15 protein-coding genes are annotated in these 17,934 nt (G+C 69.1%); 8 read left to right on the top strand and 7 right to left on the bottom strand.

Annotated features, from left to right (window positions below; all coding sequences use genetic code 11):
• Positions 1-4: 4 nt before the first annotated feature.
• The 4 genes from ACIA75_RS08035 to ACIA75_RS08020 are packed head-to-tail and all read right to left on the bottom strand — an operon-like array spanning position 5 to position 6,020.
• Positions 5-2,122 (bottom strand): acetate--CoA ligase family protein, encoded by a 2,118-nt coding sequence (locus tag ACIA75_RS08035; RefSeq protein ID WP_397101332.1) that lies wholly within the window; start codon positions 2,120-2,122, stop codon positions 5-7.
• Positions 2,119-3,516: an MmgE/PrpD family protein gene (locus ACIA75_RS08030; RefSeq protein ID WP_397101331.1), complete on the bottom strand. Its 1,398-nt coding sequence runs from the start codon at positions 3,514-3,516 to the stop codon at positions 2,119-2,121. Before ACIA75_RS08030 ends, ACIA75_RS08035 begins: the two co-directional genes overlap by 4 nt.
• A complete protein-coding gene (locus ACIA75_RS08025) occupies positions 3,513-4,664 on the bottom strand; it encodes an acyl-CoA dehydrogenase family protein (RefSeq protein ID WP_397101330.1) in 1,152 nt (383 codons plus the stop codon). The genes ACIA75_RS08030 and ACIA75_RS08025 overlap by 4 nt, the downstream gene beginning before the upstream one ends.
• A 24-nt stretch (positions 4,665-4,688) precedes the next feature.
• Positions 4,689-6,020 carry an MmgE/PrpD family protein gene (locus ACIA75_RS08020; RefSeq protein ID WP_397101328.1) on the bottom strand — a complete coding sequence of 444 codons (1,332 nt, stop codon included), beginning with the start codon at positions 6,018-6,020 and terminating at the stop codon, positions 4,689-4,691.
• A gap of 221 nt (positions 6,021-6,241) precedes the next feature.
• Here ACIA75_RS08020 and ACIA75_RS08015 point away from each other — a divergent pair, with 221 nt between their 5' ends.
• Positions 6,242-6,949 carry a GntR family transcriptional regulator gene (locus ACIA75_RS08015; RefSeq protein ID WP_397101326.1) on the top strand — a complete coding sequence of 236 codons (708 nt, stop codon included), beginning with the start codon at positions 6,242-6,244 and terminating at the stop codon, positions 6,947-6,949.
• A gap of 6 nt (positions 6,950-6,955) precedes the next feature.
• Positions 6,956-8,146, top strand: coding sequence for an MFS transporter (locus ACIA75_RS08010; protein ID WP_397101324.1), 1,191 nt, complete (start codon positions 6,956-6,958; stop codon positions 8,144-8,146).
• Between the two features lie 430 nt (positions 8,147-8,576).
• On the opposite strand, the gene ACIA75_RS08005 is transcribed toward ACIA75_RS08010, so the two are convergent.
• Entirely contained in the window at positions 8,577-10,526 is a 1,950-nt protein-coding gene (locus ACIA75_RS08005) for a S9 family peptidase (protein ID WP_397101322.1), read from the bottom strand.
• A gap of 267 nt (positions 10,527-10,793) precedes the next feature.
• On the opposite strand from ACIA75_RS08005, the gene ACIA75_RS08000 reads away from it, so the two are divergent.
• From ACIA75_RS08000 to ACIA75_RS07990, 3 genes are all read left to right on the top strand, one after another.
• Positions 10,794-11,600 (top strand): SDR family NAD(P)-dependent oxidoreductase, encoded by an 807-nt coding sequence (locus tag ACIA75_RS08000; protein WP_397101320.1) that lies wholly within the window; start codon positions 10,794-10,796, stop codon positions 11,598-11,600.
• 90 nt (positions 11,601-11,690) lie between these two features.
• A complete protein-coding gene (locus tag ACIA75_RS07995; protein WP_397101318.1) occupies positions 11,691-12,572 on the top strand; it encodes a sigma-70 family RNA polymerase sigma factor in 882 nt (293 codons plus the stop codon).
• A gap of 142 nt (positions 12,573-12,714) precedes the next feature.
• Positions 12,715-13,290, top strand: a complete 576-nt coding sequence (locus ACIA75_RS07990; RefSeq protein WP_397101316.1) for a dihydrofolate reductase family protein — start codon at positions 12,715-12,717, stop codon at positions 13,288-13,290.
• Here the strand turns inward: ACIA75_RS07990 and ACIA75_RS07985 are convergent.
• Positions 13,272-13,982 carry a helix-turn-helix domain-containing protein gene (locus tag ACIA75_RS07985; RefSeq protein WP_397101314.1) on the bottom strand — a complete coding sequence of 237 codons (711 nt, stop codon included), beginning with the start codon at positions 13,980-13,982 and terminating at the stop codon, positions 13,272-13,274. The genes ACIA75_RS07990 and ACIA75_RS07985 overlap by 19 nt on opposite strands.
• Positions 13,983-14,236: 254 nt before the next feature.
• On the opposite strand from ACIA75_RS07985, the gene ACIA75_RS07980 reads away from it, so the two are divergent.
• The 3 genes from ACIA75_RS07980 (at position 14,237) to ACIA75_RS07970 (ending at position 16,926) form a co-directional block, all read left to right on the top strand.
• Positions 14,237-14,392 (top strand): hypothetical protein, encoded by a 156-nt coding sequence (locus ACIA75_RS07980; protein WP_397101312.1) that lies wholly within the window; start codon positions 14,237-14,239, stop codon positions 14,390-14,392.
• A gap of 207 nt (positions 14,393-14,599) precedes the next feature.
• A complete protein-coding gene (locus ACIA75_RS07975) occupies positions 14,600-15,031 on the top strand; it encodes a hypothetical protein (RefSeq protein ID WP_397101310.1) in 432 nt (143 codons plus the stop codon).
• Between the two features lie 224 nt (positions 15,032-15,255).
• Positions 15,256-16,926: an ABC-F family ATP-binding cassette domain-containing protein gene (locus ACIA75_RS07970; RefSeq protein WP_397101308.1), complete on the top strand. Its 1,671-nt coding sequence runs from the start codon at positions 15,256-15,258 to the stop codon at positions 16,924-16,926.
• A 100-nt stretch (positions 16,927-17,026) separates the two neighbouring features.
• On the opposite strand, the gene ACIA75_RS07965 is transcribed toward ACIA75_RS07970, so the two are convergent.
• Positions 17,027-17,860 (bottom strand): virginiamycin B lyase, encoded by an 834-nt coding sequence (locus ACIA75_RS07965; protein ID WP_397101306.1) that lies wholly within the window; start codon positions 17,858-17,860, stop codon positions 17,027-17,029.
• Positions 17,861-17,934 lie beyond the last annotated feature (74 nt).

Raw genomic sequence — 17,934 nt, 5'->3', positions numbered from 1 at the left:
GGTCTCACTTCTCCTGGGACAGACGGACGAGCGCGTCGAGGGCGACCACGCCCCGGCCGCGCGGCTGCACCGCGACGGGATTGACCTCCGCCTCGACCACATCGGGTCGTTCCCGCGCCAACTGCGAGACGAGCACCACGGCGTCGACCAGGGCATCGAGGTCGCCCTCGGGTTTGCCACGGAAGCCGCGGGCGATCGCCGTCGCCTTGACCTCCGCGATCATCTCCCGGGCCTGATCCGGGGTGACCGGTGCCAGTCGAAGCGACGAATCCTCGTAGATCTCGGTGTACACGCCGCCCGCGGCCAGCAGGACCAGTGGTCCGACTGCCGGACTGACCCGGTACCCGACCAGCGCTTCGAACACCGTCTCCTCGATCATCTCCTGCACGAGGAAACGGTCGACCGTCACCGTGGGGTCGTACTCCGCGACGGCGGCCACAATGGTAGAAATCGCGGCCCGCAGCCCGGCCCGGTCCCGCACACCCAGGACCACGGCCCCGGCGTCGGACTTGTGCGGCAACCGGTCCGACAATGCCTTGACCACCACGGGGAATCGCGGCTCGGCCGCGGGCACGCCGTCCACACCACACGTCGTCGTAACCGGGAAGCGGACACCGAGGGACGCGAGGACGTCTGCCGAGGATGCCTCATCGAGGGCACGGCTCCCCATGGGAAGCTCGGTCCGCCGACCATGGAGTGTCGCCGAGTCCATCGGCCGGCGGCCCAGGGTCGCCGCCACGGCCTGGGCGCACGCCTCCGCGGTACGGAACGCCGGGACCCCCGCCTCGTGCAGGCGGCGGACCGACTCCAATGCGTCCGGAAGAGCCCAGGCGGCCACCGGGACCGGACCCTCGGAGTGCTCGGCGATCGCGCTCACGGCCAGTTCGGGATTGAGCCGCGCCGAGGAGCCGATGACGAAGAGCACGAGGTCGAATTCGCCGCTGCCGCGGAGCACCCGCAGGGCACCGTCGACCAGGTCGTGCCGGGTGCCGGCGAGGGTGAGGTCGGTGATCAGGCTCTCGGCCACGTCGAGGCCCAGCTCCGCGAGCTGGTCGAAGACTTTGCGGCTCGGCCGGGTCACCGCGACGCCCAGGGTCTCCAGCTGGTCCACCAGGATCGCCGCACCACCCCCCGTGGAGGTGATGACGGCGACCCGCCGGCCGCCCACCGCGGTGGGTGGGCCGACCCGGCGCTGGAGCGCCTCGGTCTCGATCAGCGCCTCGAAGTTGTCGACCCGGGCGAATCCGCAGGCCCGGAAGAACGCTTCGGCCTCGTCGTCCTCACCGGAGAGGGCACCGGTATGGGAGACGGCGAGTGCCGCGGCGGCCTCACTGCGACCGAGCTTGTAGACAGTGACGGGCTTGCCGCGGGCGGCCGCCTCGATCGCGAAAGCCCCCAGGGCCGCCGCATTCTCCAGCGACTCCATGAACAGGGTGTACGAGCCGACCTCGGGATCGTCGAGCGTCGCCGCGCAGATCTCGCCGAGCGTCAGGTCGACCTCGGAACCGGTGGAGACGAAACCGGAGAAGCCCAGTCCGCGGGACTTGGCCCGGGTCATCAGCGCGCCGATGACACTGCCGGACTGGGAGGCCACGAAGGACGAGCCGGCCGGGATCCCCTCCTCGGCGAAGGCCGCATTGGCCGTGAGCATCAGCCCGTTGCGCGGATTGACGACACCGATGCTGTTGGGACCGACGATGCGCACGCCGTACTCCGCCGCCACCGCCAGCAACTCGCGCAGCCGCTCGGCGCCCTCGGCGGATTCGCCGAAGCCGCCGGACAGCACCGTGACGAGCGGGACACCTGCCCGGCCACAGTCGCGGACCGCCGCGACGACCAGCCGGGTGTCGGCCACAATGAAAACGTGGTCCGGTACCTCGGGGAGGGAGGCGATATCGGGCCAGGCCCGCTCCCCCAGCACGGTCTCCCGGCGCGGGTTGACCGGGTAGACAGCGCCGGTGAAGCCCTGCTGACGCAGGAACCGCAGGGGTCGTGCGGTGGTCTTGCGAACGTCGTCGGACGCGCCGATGATCGCCACGGAGCGAGGGGCCAGCAGGGCCCGGCCGAGGGCGGCCCGATCCGTCACCGGCGCTTCGACGGCCTGGTCGGTCAGCTCGGTCATGACGCTTCCCGCACGGATAGGTCGGTGCGGGCGATGACGTCGAGGGTTTCGAACGCCCACAGGTCGACGGCCAGCTTCTCGGCGGCCTGGGCCCCGAGAACGGGCGCGGCGAGCCGGACGAACTTGGCCGTCATCTCCGCGTCGCTCACCGGGTTACCGGGCTCACCGTAGGGCAGATCCACCCGGTGCGAAACAACCCGCCCGTCGCGCAGCCGCAACTCCACCGAGGCGGGACGCAACCGCGGGTACTCCCAGTCCGACTGTTCGTCGGCCACGACCTCGACCCGAGTGGCGAAATCGCGGATCCGGCGGTCGCCGCGCGCCGGCTCGCCGAACTCGGTCAGGCCGACCTCGTCGTGGACCAAGGCGGTGGCGAGCGCGAACGGGATGCTCATCTGGGCATCAAGCAAGGAGTCCACGACAGTCGCCGCGTGATGGGAGGCGACCGTGTAGGTCCGCACGGTCGCCCCGGCGACGTCGTCGAGACCGATCCCGTGTTCGGCGCGCAGCGCCAGGACCGCGTCGAGCGGACCGTGCAGGTGCCGGCACGACGGGTAGGGCTTGACGTACGAGTTCAGGACCACCCAGTCCTGTCCCAGCCCGTCGAGCAGGACGCCGACGTCGAAACCACCCGCGGCGAACGCGTCCACATAACCGTGCGGCGTCTCCAGGATGGCGCGCGGACCGGTCACCCCGGCCACCGCCAGCTCGACACTGGCCACCGCGTCGCGCGCGGCCTTGCCCGGGTGGACCCGCTTCACTTCGGCCGACTTACCGAGGAAGGCGAACAGTCCGCCGGCATGCGACGCGGCGATACCGAGGGCGTCGTGGAGCCGATCGGCGTCCAGCCCGTGCAACACGGCGACCCCGCAGGTGGCGCCGATGACACCGGCCAGCGGAGTGTTGTGGAAATGGTTGCGCCAGGTCGTCGGGTGCCCGGCCGCAGCAAGTCGTGCGATCGCCTCGAGTGCCACCGCCAGTGCCCGCGTCGTGGTTACGGTATCGCTGCCCAGCGCCTCCGCCGCCGCGAGCACGGCCGGGAAGGCAACGCTGCTGGGGTGGACGGAGCCCGGCGTATAGCCGTCGTCCACCTCGAGGCTGTGGCAGCTGGTCCCGTTCAGCAGCGCGGCGCCCGGCGCGGAGACCCGGCCGAGGCCGATCGCGGTGGCTCGCTGCCCGCCGTAGGTCGCCGCGACGTGACCGGCGACTGCGCGGGAGACGCCGGTGGTCGATCCGGGCACCACGGCCGCCATGTAGTCGACCAGGAGGCGCCGAATGTGGTGTTCGACTGCCGCGGGCAGTTCGGCGGTGGCGGAATCGATCACCCAGGAGACGAGGGCGTCGGTGGCACCGTCCAAGGAGGTGGCCGTCGGTGTCTGTGCCGCAGTGCTCATCGGGTCACCGCCCCGGCGCGCTGGTCGAAACGACGACCGAAAATCGATCCGGCGATGGTGTTTTTCAAGATCTCCACCGAACCTCCGGCGATCATCCAGCCACGGGTCCGCCGGACGATGTACTCCAAGGGGAACTCCTGGGAATAGCCACTCGCACCGAAGACCTGCATGGCGTCGTTGGCGACAGCGAAAGCGGTGCGGTTGGCGTGCAGTTTCGCGATCGCCGCCTGGGTCGAATCCGGAGTGCCGGCATCGGCGTTGGCCACGGCGCGCAGCAACAGCATTTCGGCGGCGTCCAGCTCGACCCGCATATCGGCGAATTTCCACTGCAAACCCTGGAACTCACAGAGGTTCTTGCCGAACTGGGTGCGCACCGAGGCGTGCTCGACCGCCATGTCGTACGCCTTTCCCGCGAGCGCGAGCGCCCGCGACGCGTTGCCCATCCGTTCCACACCGAAGACGGACAGCATTTTCTTCAGCGCTCCGCTGTCGGCCAGGACGTACTCTTTCGGCACCTTGCACTCGTCGAAGAAGAGCTGGCAGTGTGACTCCCCGGACATGTGGTACTCCCGCTTGCCGCGGCTGAATCCCGGTGAATCGAACGGGACCAGCACGGCTCCGATATCGCGGGAACTCGGCCCGAAGCGGCACCAGACCACGGAGTGGGTGGCATCCGGCCCGTGCGAGTTCCAGCATTTCTGGCCGTTGAGGACGACGTGGTCGCCCTCCAGCCGCGCGGTGGTCCGCAGGTCGGTGAGCGCGCTCCCGGCCTCCGGCTCGCTCATTCCGGCCGTCACCAGCGCTTCGCCGGCAAGGAACCGCGGGAGCACCTCGGACTTCACATAGTCGGAACCGAAGTTCGCGACCTGGCGGATCGCGCCGAAGTTACTCGCTTGGAGTGCGTCGGCGCTGTGCGGGCACACCTTCGTGATCGCCATCATGACGAGCACGGCGTCCAGGAGCGAAGCACCTTGCCCGCCGAGCTCGACGGGCAGCGTGAGACCGGTGAGGTCGTTGTCGGCCAGGACACGCAGGCTGTCCCAGGCGAACTCGGTGCGGGTGAAAGCGCGTTCGCCGAACTCACGCTGGGCGAGTTTGGTCACCGACTCGACGAGGGCGGTTTGTTCGGGAGTGAGGCTGAAATCCATCTAGGGGTTCCTATTCGTTTCTCGTCAGGGTCGGAGGGCAGCGGTGCAGCGGTCGAGGGCGGCGGCCAAGGAGGGCGCGTCGAGCTCGGGGAATCGGTCGGCCAGCTCCCGGAGCTCGGCGGCGGCGCGGGCGGGGTCGTCGTGCGCGGCGACCCGCAGGCAGGAGACGACCTTGCGCGTGAGTGCCTGCCACGTCGTGCCCTCGGCGCCGGGCATCGGCGCCTCGGCGCCGGCGAGGGCACCGTCGGTCGTCCGGACCTCGACGCGGGCGCCGGTCATCACCGAGCTCTCCGGTAGGTCCTGCTCGACGGTGATCCGCGCGGCCGCCGCGGCGATATCGGGGTTGCCGAGGTCGTCGCCGTGGAGCGTGGTCAGGTCGTAACGTCCGGTGACCCACAGCGCCGCGAGTTGCCACGGAATGGAGAACTGCGCGTCCACCAGGGGTGCGCCGCGGTCCGCGTAGGGCCGTGCGACCAGCGAGTACGCCGATCCCTGCGGTACGTGCACCCGCACCCGCTCGACCTTGCTCCACTGCGGGTACTTGTCGCGCAGGCCCTCCGCGGCCGCGAGCGCCGCATGGGTGTAGCGGCAGGCGGGGTAGGGCTTCAGCGCGACCCAGCGGCCCTCGAAATCGCCGGCGAAGAGGTCGTCGCGGCTCAGCCCGGAGCCGGGCGCCAGCCCGAAGTCGCCGGACAGCCACCCGCTCGGCCCCTCCACCCCCTGGGCCGCCAGAGCGGCGGCAGTGATACCGAACTGCGCCGAAAGCCCCGGCTGGATCCGCTTGGCGACCGAACCGTCCACCACGGCTTGGCGGGTGCCGGGCGCCAGCGCCGCACCGAGGGAGAGCGCCATGGCGTGTTCGACCTTGTCGTCGGTCAGCCCCCAGACGGTGGCTGCCGCCGCGGCGGCAGCGAGAGCGCCGAGACCCGCCGTACGGATCACGCCGGGGCGAGGCCCGGTGACCCGGGCCAGACGGGAGAGCAGATGCACCCCGGTGACCAGGCCGTCCGCAACGCTCGCACCGTTCGCCCCGGCGGTGGCGGCGGCCGCCAGCACGGTGGGCACCACAACGCTCGCGGTGTGCACAACCGCCTCGTCGTGCGTGTCGTCGAAATCCCAGGCATGGATGAGCGTCGAGGTCGCTGCGACGGCTGTGGTGGCCGAGAGGTGCAGGTCGGTCCACGGGACCCGGGCCCGGCCGGCCCCCAGCGTGTGGAGCCCGGCGAGAACCCGCTGGGCGTCCTGCGATGCCGTACCCGCCGCGGCGAGCGCGAGAGCGTCGACGAGCAGCAGGCGAAGTTGTTCGCGGTCGTAGTCGGCCAACCCTGTCCATCGCCGGTTGTGCAGTTCGGCCACCGGGTTACCTCCTGATGCGATTGCAGTTGTGTCACGTGAGCCCGGTCACGTGAGCCAGGTCATAACCCTGGCAGACACCTCATATCCTCGTCAATATGTTCTATAGAATCTTTTTTCTGATCTATCGAATATTTCGTGCTAATCTGAAGCTCCCCAGCCCGTCGGCGAACCTGTGTGTGCGGGCGCGAGACGACCGAAGTCCTGACCAGGAGCCCACCGCATTGACCCAAATCAACGCACCCCTGCCGCAGAGCCGTACCGCCTACGTGCTGGAGCGCTTGAGGGCCGACATGGACTCAGGTGTCATCAACCCCGGCGATCAGCTCCGCCAGACCGCCATCGCCAAGCGTTACGGCGTGAGCCCCACCCCCGTTCGCGAGGCGCTCCGCATCCTCGCCGCCGACGGCGCCGTCGACTACACCAGCCACCGGGGCGCCACCGTCCGTGACTTCACGCCGCAAATGGCCCAGGATCTCTACCGGATGCGCGCCGAACTCGAGGGCCTCGCCTGCGAGATCGCCGCCGAGCGGATGACAGACGAAGACTTCCGGGCGATCCTGCGAGCCAACGAGGCCCTGGTGAGCGCGACGGCCGCCGGGGAGGACCCCGCCCGGCTCTCCGTACTGAACCGGGAGCTGCACTTCGCCATCTACGCCAGCACCTCGGCCGCGGTAGTCGACTCCGTTCGGCATCTGTGGGAGCGGTTCAAACCCTCGGTCACCCTCTGGGGCGTCAAATCCTTCTGCGAGGCGCTGGACCACGATCACGATCTGATCCTGTCGGCTCTGGAGCGACGCGATGCCGGCGCCGCCCGCGCCGCCATGCGCGACCACGTCCTGCACGCCTGGGAACTGCGCCAGACCGATATGGATCTCCGGGCGGAGGGAGCCGAAGGAGCTGCCCCGATCGTCACCGAGACCGGGCGCTGACCGGTCTTGCGAAGGCCGTCCTGGTTCCTTGCTGTCACGGCCGCCACGCTCCTGTCGCACACCGTGCTCAGCGGCGTCCGCACGCTGATTTCCTACCGGGTCCTGGCACTGGGCGGGGACGGTCTCGCCGTGGGTATCATCACCGCGGCGTTCGCCCTGCTGCCGCTCTTCGCCGCCCTGCGGATCGGACGTGCCGTCGACCGCGGGCTGGCCGTACCGTCACTCCGGCTGGGCCTGAGCCTCACCGTCGTCGCAGTCGTAGTCGCGGCCACGAGTTCACAGCTGTTCATATTGGGCCTGGCCAGTGCGTTACTGGGGCTGGCCCAGATGCTGCACACCGTTGCCTGCCAGAGCATGGTGGCGCTCTGGTCCACGCCCGATCGGATGGACGCGCGTTTCGGCCACCTCACCCTGGCCGTCTCTGTCGGTCAACTGCTCGGCTTCCCCATCGCCGGTCTGGTGGCAACCTTGACCACTCCTGGTTCGGGCTCGGTCAGCACCGGCCCGGCCCTGCTGGTGATGGCCGCGATCGCCTTCGCGGCCGTACCGCTCGCCTTCATGTTCGCGCCCGGCGATTCCACGCGGGTCAGCCGGTCGGACGCGGCCGGTGGGCAGCAGTCCACTTTTCGCCTGCTCGCCACGCCGGGGATGAAACCGGCCATCTACTCCAGCCTGACCGTGCTCACGGCCATGGATCTCCTGATGGCCTACCTGCCCGTACTGGGCGAGGAGATGGGGCTCAGCGTCGCTACGGTCGCCACCCTGCTCACTGCACGCACTGTCACCTCCGTCCTGTCCCGCGCAACCATGCCGATACTGCTCCGGCGGGTGCCGCGGCGGTGGCTGCTCGTTTCCGCCACCCTCGCCTCGGGCGTGCCGATGGCGCTCGTGCCGTTCACCTCGTCCGTCGTCCTGCTCATGATCGCCATGTTGCTGATGGGGTTCTTCTGGGGTCTCGGACAGCCCCTCACCATGTCCTGGGTGACACTGATCGCCGATTCGCGTAATCGCGCCGCCGCCCTGGCGGTCAGGCTGGCCGGCAACCGGATCGGCCAGGTCGCGGTACCGGTGGTGGCGGGTAGCCTCTCCGGCCTGATCGGGGTGGGCGCCATCTTCCACGCCAGTGGCCTGCTGTTGATCTCGTCCGGGCTGCTGACCCATTCGGCAACCCGCGAGATCTGGCCCGACGCCGAATGAACGGAAAGCGCACAGTCGCCGTTCAGCCCGACCGGTCGTGCCGATGCGATCCTGGTCGGCTCCGTGTCGACGCCGAGCCGGTATTTCCGGCCACGTCCTCGCCCAGCCGGAATCGCGATGGCTGTTCCCGGCGGCAGTTGGAGCCGGTGCGCCATCCGTGGCAGCGGCACGGTCGTCCGTGTCTACGGCGCGGCCGAGGCACGAAATGACGGGCAGACCACCCGCGGGCCTCGAGCGGGAAACCAGCGCGAACGGTGTTGCGGTGGAGTTGCAACGACTGCTCAATGCCGGTCGCCGATCACGTACATGTCAGCACGGCTGTAGCCGGATTCGTCGGCACGGTGCATGGCCACCCCCTGCGTTCCGGTGACCGAGACCGAACTGATCAGCCCCGACCTCGACCGGCGCCGGTGGCGACTGAGCGGCTTACCTAACTCGGCGAGTCCGGCGTACGGGACGCGTCGGTGCTGCGGCCGCCGAGGTGCCGGGCGAAGTGCTGTTCGATCGCGCGGTACAGCATGACCTGGTTCTCCGGGTTGGCGAAGCCGTGTCCTTCGTCTTCGGCGACCAGGTATTCGACCGGGACGCCACGCTCGCGCAGCCGGGCGACGATGTTGTCGGATTCGGCCTGGACAACGCGGACGTCGTTGGCGCCTTGGGCGACGAGCAGCGGGGTGCGGATCTTGTCGACCATGGTGATCGGGGACCGGGCGAGCATATCGGCTTCCTGCTCGGGGATTGCGGGGTCGCCGACGTAGCGGTACCAGTTGTTGACACTGTAGGCCCGGGTGAACGGCGGCAGGGTGCGCAGGAAGTTGGCGAGGTCGGAGATGCCGACGTAGTCGACGGCGGCGGCGAAGCGGTCCGGCGTGAAGGTGACACCGACGAGGGCCGCGTAGCCCCCGTAGGAGCCGCCGTAGATGCCGATGCGGTCGGGATCGGCGTAACCGCGGTCCACGGCCCAGTCGACGGCGTCGATCAGGTCGTCGTGCATGGCCTGGGCGAATTCGCCGATCGCGGCAGTGACGTGCCGTTTCCCGTAGCCGAGCGAACCGCGAAAGTTCACCTGCAGTACCGCGTAGCCGCGGTTGGCCAGGAACTGTACATCGTTGCTGTACCCCCAGGAGTCGTGGTGCCAGGGCCCGCCGTGCACCGCGAGCACCAGCGGTAGGTTCCGCGGTTCGACGCCGACCGGCAGCGTGAGGAAGCCGTGCAGGGGCAGTCCGTCGCGGGCGGGGAAAGCGACGGGTTCCATGGGAGCCATGGTGTCCGGGTCGCGATCGGGGAAGGAACGGAAGAGCAGCTGCGCGTCGCCGGTGGTGTGGTCGTAGAACCAGGTGACGCCGGGGTCGCGGTCGTGGACGAAGGTGGCGATCCAGCGCTGCCCGGAGTCGTCGCAGGACAGGGTGGCGAGCACACCGTCGGAGAGTTTCTGCAGCTGTGCGTGGATTTCGGCGAAGTGCGGGTCGAGGACTTCGATATGCGGGCGATCGGCGACGAAGCGGGCGGCGAGGACCTCGCCGGTGCGCCGGTGGCGGTAGATCGGGGGCGGCAGCACACCGGGCAGCATCATGCCGCTGAGGTCGAGGTCGTGGCCCTCGACGGCGGCGACGACGGTTTCCTCGCCGGTCTCGTGGTCGATGCGGACCAACCGCAGGTCGTCGCCGTCCTGGAAGGCCCCGACGAGCAGGCCCTTTCCGTCGGCAGTGACCTCCTGCGGCTGGACGCTCATCGGGTGTTCGGCTCCGCCGAGGCGGCGCAGCAGCCGGGTGTGCCCGGTGGCAGGGTCGATCGCGGAAATCTCGACGGCGCCGTCCGCGGCGAGCGCGGTCCGGAAGGCGGGCTCGCCACGGCGGTCGAGCAGGATCGCGGCCGTCGGGTCGTCCTGTTCACGGTGCAGGGTCGTCTCGCCGGTGGCGACGTCGATCCGGAACGTGTCGAAGAACAGCGGGCGCCGGTTCATCGTGACCAGCACGCTGCCGGGTACCGAAGGCAGCGGGTCCGCGCCCAGCACTCGCGACCCCGGGTCCATCGGGGTGAGGTCGACGGCGGTCGCTGCGGGGTCGTCGAGGTCGACGCGGTACAGGTGCCAGTCCTCGTTGCCGTCGGTGTCCTGGAGGTAGAGCAGCCATCGGGGGTCGTCGGTCCAGTAGTAGGTGGTGATCCCGCGGCGGGTGTCGTGGGTGACCGGGATGGCGTCGTCATGGGTCTGATCGATGCCGCGGACCCAGATGTTGCGCCGGCCCTGATGCGGGGCGAGGTAGGCGAGGCGGGTGCCGTCGGGGGAAATCGACGGGTTCGCGAACTGTGGGTCGGCGAAGAATTCCTCGATATCGATCAGTGCCGGTCGCTGGTCGGTGGGCCGTCCGGTCGTGGTCACTCTGTACTCCGTTCGCTCCGGCATCCGATGTCGCCCCTGATAGAACACTGTGCCGTAGGGGCATACTCAAGTGTGACGTTCCCGGCCGCCTGTTCAGGGGAACAATCCGCCGGTGGGCACCGGGCTCCTCGCCCTTACGTCATGGCCGTCACGAACGCGTCCACTGAGCGAGAGAAGCAGGAATCGTTCGCCCGTTCTGCCTGCATTCTCGGGATTCGGCAGCACATCGACATGCAGCCACAGGACTCTCGACAGGAGCATTTCGGCATGAGCACACTTCACCGGTACGACGGCCGCCGCGTCCTCATCACCGGCGGTGGGTCCGGGATCGGGCAGGCCACCACGTTGCGCATTCTGGCGGAAGGCGGCCGGGTGGTCGCCGCGGATATCAGCGAAGCCGGCTTGAACGACACCGTGGCGAAGGCCGGTGCGGGCAACGAACGGCTGAGCACGGTGCGGATGGATATCGCCGCGGAGGCGTCGGTCCGTGCGGGGGTGGCGGAGGCCGTCCGGTGGCTCGGTGGCCTCGACACCTTGATCAACGCCGCGGGTGTGCTGCGTTCGGCGCATTTCGAGCAGACATCGGTGGAGGAGTTCGAGCAGGTCCTGCGGATCAACCTCGTCGGCACGTTCCTGGTCACCCGAGAATCCCTCGGCGCTCTTCGCGCCGGAAGCGGTCCCGCGGTGGTGAACTTCAGCTCGACCTCCGCGGCGTTCGCGCATCCGTACATGTCCGCCTACGCCGCGTCCAAGGGCGGTATCCAGGCGATGACTCATGCCCTCGCGATGGAGTTCGGCGCGCAGGGCATCCGGTTCAACGCGGTCCAGCCGGGCTCGATTTCCTCCGGGATGACCGACGGCAGCGGGGAATCCGGACAGAGCACCGGCCCCGGGCTTCCCGCCGACGCGAACCTCGCGCTGTTCGCCAAGGCGGCGCCGGCGTTGCCGATGGCGGGAGGCGCACCGTTCGCCGGGCCCGATGCGGTGGCCGCGGTCGTGGCGATGCTCGGTTCCTCCGATGCCTATTTCGTGACCGGTACCGAGGTGCGCGTCGACGGCGGCTCGCATATGTGACCGTCCTGCCGTTTCGCCTAGCATGGCGGTGGGGTCACGTTTCCCGCCGCCGGTTCGTCAGGGTTACGGGACGAGATCGAGGAGGACCCCGTGCGCGATGAGCAGTTCCTGGCCGACCGGTTCGAAGAGCACCGCACCCACTTACGGGCGGTCGCGTACCGGATGCTCGGCTCACTCACCGAAGCCGACGACGCGGTGCAGGACACCTGGCTGCGCCTGGCCCGCACCGACACCACCGACGTCGGCAACCTGGGCGGCTGGCTGACCACCGTGGTCGGCCGGGTCTGCCTGGACATGCTGCGGGCACGCAAGAGCCGTCACGAGGAACCCTTGGAAACCGGCCATCTGCCCGATCCGGTGATCACCAGCGAGACCACCCCCGACCCGGAACACGAAGCGCTGCTGGCCGATTCGGTGGGGCTGGCGCTACTGGTCGTCCTGGAATCGCTGAGCCCGGCCGAACGGCTCGCCTTCGTGCTGCACGATATGTTCGCCATGCCGTACGAGCAGATCGCACCCATCGTGGACCGCACCCCGCAAACCGCCAAGAAACTGGCCAGCCAAGCGCGGCGCCGAGTGCAGGGCGCGACACCCGGCCCCGATCCCGACCTGCCCCGGCAGCGCCGCGTCGTCGACGCCTTCCTCACTGCCGCCCGCGGCGGCGACTTCGACGAACTCCTCCGCATGCTCGACCCCGATGTGGTGTTGCGGGCCGACGCCGGCGAAGCGATGCGGGTGATCCGCGGCGCCGCCGCCGTCGCCGGACAAGCCGAAACCTTCCAGCGCATGGCCACCCTGTGCACCATCCACCCCGCGGTGGTGAACGGCAGCGCCGGGCTCGTCAACACCGTCGACGGCAACCCCTTCTCGGTCATCGGCTTCACTGTCACCGGCGACAGCATCACCGCGATCGACATCCTCTCCGACCAGAACCGGCTGCCCCGGCTCGACCTGACCGCGATCCTCGGCTGAGGCAGCCGGCGGTGTCGGTTTCGTCCAAGACGGCGCCGCCACTCGCCCGTAGGCTGACCGCACAGCGTGCCGAATCGGCACACGGACCGCCGGTATCCGCTGGCCATCGGCGGTTTCCGCCGTCCAACTACAGGAGGATTCAGTGACACGCGAAGTGGTCTACACGGGGTTCATGTCGCTCGACGGAGTCGTGGACTCCCCCGGCGGCCGGGTCGAGGGGCACCGCAGCGGCGGCTGGGTGATGGAGACCGAATTCGTGCCCGAGGCCTTCGCGCTCAAGGGAGAGGAACTCGCCGAAACCACGGCGCTGATGTTCGGCCGCCGCAGCTATGAGGCGTTCGCCCCGGTCTGGCGCGATTCGGCAGATCACGCCGCGTACAAGGAGCTCCCCAAGTACGTCGTCTCGACCGGCCTCACCGACGACTCCCTGGTCGAGGGCTGGGGCCCGACCACGATCCTGCGGTCGACCGACGATATCGCCGAGCTGAAACAGGGCGACGGTGGCGCCGTCTTCATCCACGGCAGCGCCGAACTGGCCCGAAGCCTGTCGGAGGCCGATCTGATCGACCGCTACCACCTGCTCGTGTTCCCCGTGCTGCTGGGAGCGGGCAAGAGCCTGTTCAGCCGGGCGGACCGGGACAAGCAGCAGCTGCGTCTGCGGGATTCCGCGAGCTATTCCAACGGCGTGACCAAACTCGTCTACGACGTCGTGCACTGAGCGGGGTCGAGCGCGATCGACCCGCCCGCGCCCTCGCGGAGCTGCCGGGCCGTGCGCCCGACGTACCGTCGCAGCGCGCGGGCGAGATGGGGTTCGTCGTAGTACCCGAGCTTGTCGACGATATCCATATCGGCCTCCCCCGAGGCCAGCAGCATCGCCGCGGTCCGGGCACGTTCGATCTGCCGGACAGCTCCCTGGGTGAGACCCGTCGCCGCCCGGAAACGACGTTCGAGGGTGCGATCGCTGACCGCCGGACGGTGGCCTCGCAGGACTTCCGAGACCAGCCGATCGTGGACCACGACGCCCTCCCGGACGAGGCGGTCGACCAGTGCCTCGGCGTCGTCGGGATGCGGTGTCTCCCGGCGGGCGCCGTCCAGCCAGAAGGTCCGGTGGGTCACCTCCGGTAAGGAGATCCCGCTGTCGACCAGGGACTGGGTGGTCACGGCGCGCAGAGACGTGCCGACCGCGAACTGGATGCCGACGAAGGCCGCGCCTTCGGGAACAGGGGCGGTTCCGGTACGGCTCTCCGGACCCGTGACAGCCGCATACGCCGTGCCCTGCTGTTCCCAGAACACCAGGCCCCAGGTCTCGCTGGCGACGGACGTCATCTCCGCGACCTGGTCGCTGCGGCACGTCCAGACGGAGGCGACCCACGGCGAATCCGACGCACGCGTCTCGAACAGCAATCCCACCACCGGAATCCTAATCCGAGGACACCGCGAAAGGGATTGCGCGAAGACGGCGGTCACCCCGGCGGGATTTTCGGTCCCGCGGACCCGGCCGACGTGACCGGGACGCGACCTTCCGCCACCGACCGGGCAACCCGACCGTGACCCGGGAATCGGAAAGTGACGGTTCCATGTCTGGTATCCCTGCCCCCACCGGCGAAAACTGGGGCCGTGCGCGAAAGAAGTCAGTGTCTGCGCATCCAACCGAAGGATGTCGAATGTCAACCAGAATCATCAAGATCTTCGCCGCCACCGCCATAGCCCTTTCCCTCGGCGCTATCGCAGCCCCCGCCGCCTCCGCTGAGCCTCTGGCCCCGGTAACGGGGTCCGTGGTGATCTGCCTACCGCTCGGCAGCGCCACAGTCTGCATCTGAGTGGCCGAAACGATTACCGATTCCGCACGTTACCCGGAAGGAGTGTGCGCCCGGATGAGCAGGTCGCGCCCCGCGTGACCTGCTCATCCGCGTTCGGCCCCTGTTATGGGAGAGCGCCGGCAACCATTGCCACTCCGCCACAGTCATAGCTAAGATCAATCAGTCCGACCGGTCGGGATCTGCCAACTCGACAGAACGGAAATCCCCATGAGGCCAACAGCGCGTATCCGCCGTATCGGCCCCCGCCTTCTCGGCGCGACCGCCGGTGCCGCCGCCCTCTTCCTCGCCGCCGCCGGCCCCGCGGCCGCCGTCCCCGGGGCCCTGGTCCGCACCGACAACGGACCGAACCCACAGGTCGAACTGCACAGCTACTGCGCGGCTCCCGGCCAGACCGGACACCTCGCGGACGGCACGACCGTCTACTGCTCACCGATTTCGGGCGGTGACACCTTCGCGTGGTCGTACTACTCAGAACCACTGCCGATGGACCCGAACACCATCAACTACAACTGCGACAGCGCAAGCTGTACCTACCCTGACGGATCCCAGGTTCCCGAAGAACAACGCTGCGGAATGCAGTGCGGCGAGCCGCCCACCCCCGGCAACGTCCAGAACCACCTGAACAACTCTCGCCGCTGAAGACCGAGCCCGACCGGCCGGAAGCTCGGCTGCTATCGTCGAACGAGTCATCGAAATACAGGAGACCGACCATGGTTGGTGAACTCGACATCTCCGGGGTCACCCGGCTCTGACGGCCACCAGTTGGGCGCATGCGGGCGCCGCTGTTGTGGCCATGTCGCCGTTCATCGATCACTTCACGTGGCGCGGTGCGACGCGCCCGTTCGAAACCCGAGGTCTCCCCCATGCCCGATAGCTCTATCGTCTGCTCCAATCTGTCGTTCTCCTGGCCGGACGACACCCCCGTCTTCACCGATCTGTCCTTCACGGTGCCCGCCGGACGCACCGGGCTGGTCGCTCCGAACGGGGCCGGCAAAAGTACCCTGCTCCGCCTGATCGCGGGCGATCTGCGGCCGGCGGGCGGCAGTGTCGCCGTCGACGGAGTGCTCGGCTATCTCCCCCAGACCCTGCCGCTCACCGGCGATATGGCCGTTGCCGAACTCCTGGGCATCGCGCCCGTGCTGGCGGCACTGGCAGCGGTCGAATCAGGTGATGCCGCCGAGGAACACTTCACCACGATCGGTTCGGACTGGGATATCGAGGAGCGCACCCGCGCCCAGCTGGACCGGCTTGGTCTGGGCGACCTCGAGCTCACCCGCCGCCTGCACACCCTCAGCGGCGGTCAGGTCGTCTCGCTGGGCCTGGCGGCGCAGCTCCTGCGCCGGCCGGATGTGCTGCTGCTCGACGAACCCACGAACAACCTCGACCTGGACGCCCGCCACCGGCTCTACGATCTGCTCGGCGACTGGAACGGCTGCCTGCTGCTGGTGAGCCACGACCGGGCACTTCTGGACCGGATGGACCGGATCGCCGAACTCCATATCGGCGAGATCACCTATTACGGCGGCAATTTCACCGAATACGAGCAGGCCGTACGCGCCGCGCGGGAGGTCGCGGAAAAGAATATCCGCAATGCCGAACAGGAGGTCAAACGCGAGAAACGGGAGCTGCAGCAGGCCCGGGAACGCGCCGCCCGCCGGTCCAGCAACGCCGCCCGTAATCTCGGCAACGCCGGACTTCCGAAGATCTTCGCGGGCACCATGAAACGCAACGCGCAAGAATCCGCGGGCCGCGCCGACGGCACGCACTCCGCCCGCGTAGACGCCGCCAAAACCCGGCTCGACCAGGCCGAACGGGCCCTGCGCGAGGACCAGAAGATCACGCTGCAGCTACCCGGCACCAATGTCCCGGCCGGGCGCACGGTGTTCCTCGGTGAACAGCTCCGCTACCGCGTCGGTGACCGGCAGATATTCGCCGGCGACGGTATCGACCTGGCGATCCGCGGACCCGAACGGATCGCGCTCACCGGCCCGAACGGCGCCGGCAAGTCCACCTTGCTGCGCATCCTCCAGGGCGGCCGAGCCGCCGCGTCCGGCGAGATCACCCGCGCCGACGGCCGGGTCGCGTATCTGTCACAGAGGCTGGATCTGCTCGACCCGGAGCGCACTGTGGCCGAGAACCTGGCCGCGTTCGCCCCGGACCTTCCGGCCGCTCAGCGGATGAACCTGTTGGCGCGCTTCCTGTTCCGGGGTGCCCGGGTGCATCTCCGGGTGGGTGCACTCTCCGGCGGCGAACGATTGCGCGCCACCCTGGCCTGCATCCTGTTCGCCGAGCCGGCCCCGCAGCTCCTGCTCCTCGACGAACCGACCAACAACCTCGATCTGGTCAGCGTCGGGCAACTGGAGAACGCACTCAACGCCTACGAGGGCGCATTCGTCGTGGTCAGCCACGACGAACGCTTCCTCACCGAAATCGGCGTACAGCGCTGGCTGCGATTGTCCGACGGACGGCTGTCGGAGGTGGCCGCACCTACAATTCCGGCCGAACCGGCCGACGGACGACGCGGGACACGATGACGGCGTGTCCGTTTGCCGGTGGCACCGGGCCGTCGCAGAAGGTCGAGCGCGGTCGGTGATCGCCGTTACCGCCTGCGAGTTCGGCAGCGAAAGCGTTACCTTACAAGGGGATTCGTTCGAGGCTGCCGGACTCCATGGCGACCCAGATGACGCCGTCCGGGCCGACGGTCAACCCGTGTGGTTCCGCTCCCGGTAGCTCGGTTCCGGTGATCTCGCCCGTGACGGTGATCCGGCCGAGGCGGGAGGCCGCCCATTCGGTGAACCACAGGGCGCCGTCGGGGCCGGCGATGATGGCGTGTGGGCGGGCGGCGCGGTCCGGGAGCGGGAATTCCGTGATCTCGCCGTCGGTGCCGATCCGGCCGATCTGGCCGGCGCCGATCTCGACGAACCAGAGGGCACCGTCGGGGCCGGACGTGATACCGACCGGCATGGCCTGCGCGGTGGGCAGCGGATGGACGGTCGTCGCGCCGGAAATATCGGTCCGGCCGATCGCATTGCCCTGGTTGAGGGTGTACCAGAGGGCGCCGTCGGGGCCGGTGGTGATCATCGACGGCATCCCGGCCACCGGGTAGCGGGTGACCTCACCGTCGAGGGCGAGCCGGCCTATTCGATCGGCCTGTAGTTCGGTGAACCAGAGCGCCCCGTCGGGGCCGGCGGTGAGACCGTACGGCGATTCGGCCGGGAACCAGGCCGGATCACCTTCCCCGGAGATCCGGCCGATCCGGTTGCCCCGCGATTCGGTGAACCACAGGGCCCCGTCGGGTCCCGGCACGATCACCGTCGGCTGCCCACCGGGCGGATCGAGGGGATATGTACGGACCGATCGGCCGTCGTAGCGGCCGATCGCGCCCTCGGCCGCCAGGGTGAACCACAGGGCGCCGTCCGGCCCCGGGCTCACCCCGTACGGCGATCCGGAAACCCGAACCACGCTCACTCCTGTTCCCGCACCGGGCATCCGGTGCGACGCGAGGGTGATCCGTGCGACCACCCGGCCTCGGCCCGCCACCA

The sequence above is a fragment of the Nocardia sp. NPDC051750 genome (assembly GCF_044453135.1).
Taxonomy (GTDB): domain Bacteria; phylum Actinomycetota; class Actinomycetes; order Mycobacteriales; family Mycobacteriaceae; genus Nocardia.
This window is presented reverse-complemented; position numbering and strand designations above follow the sequence as displayed.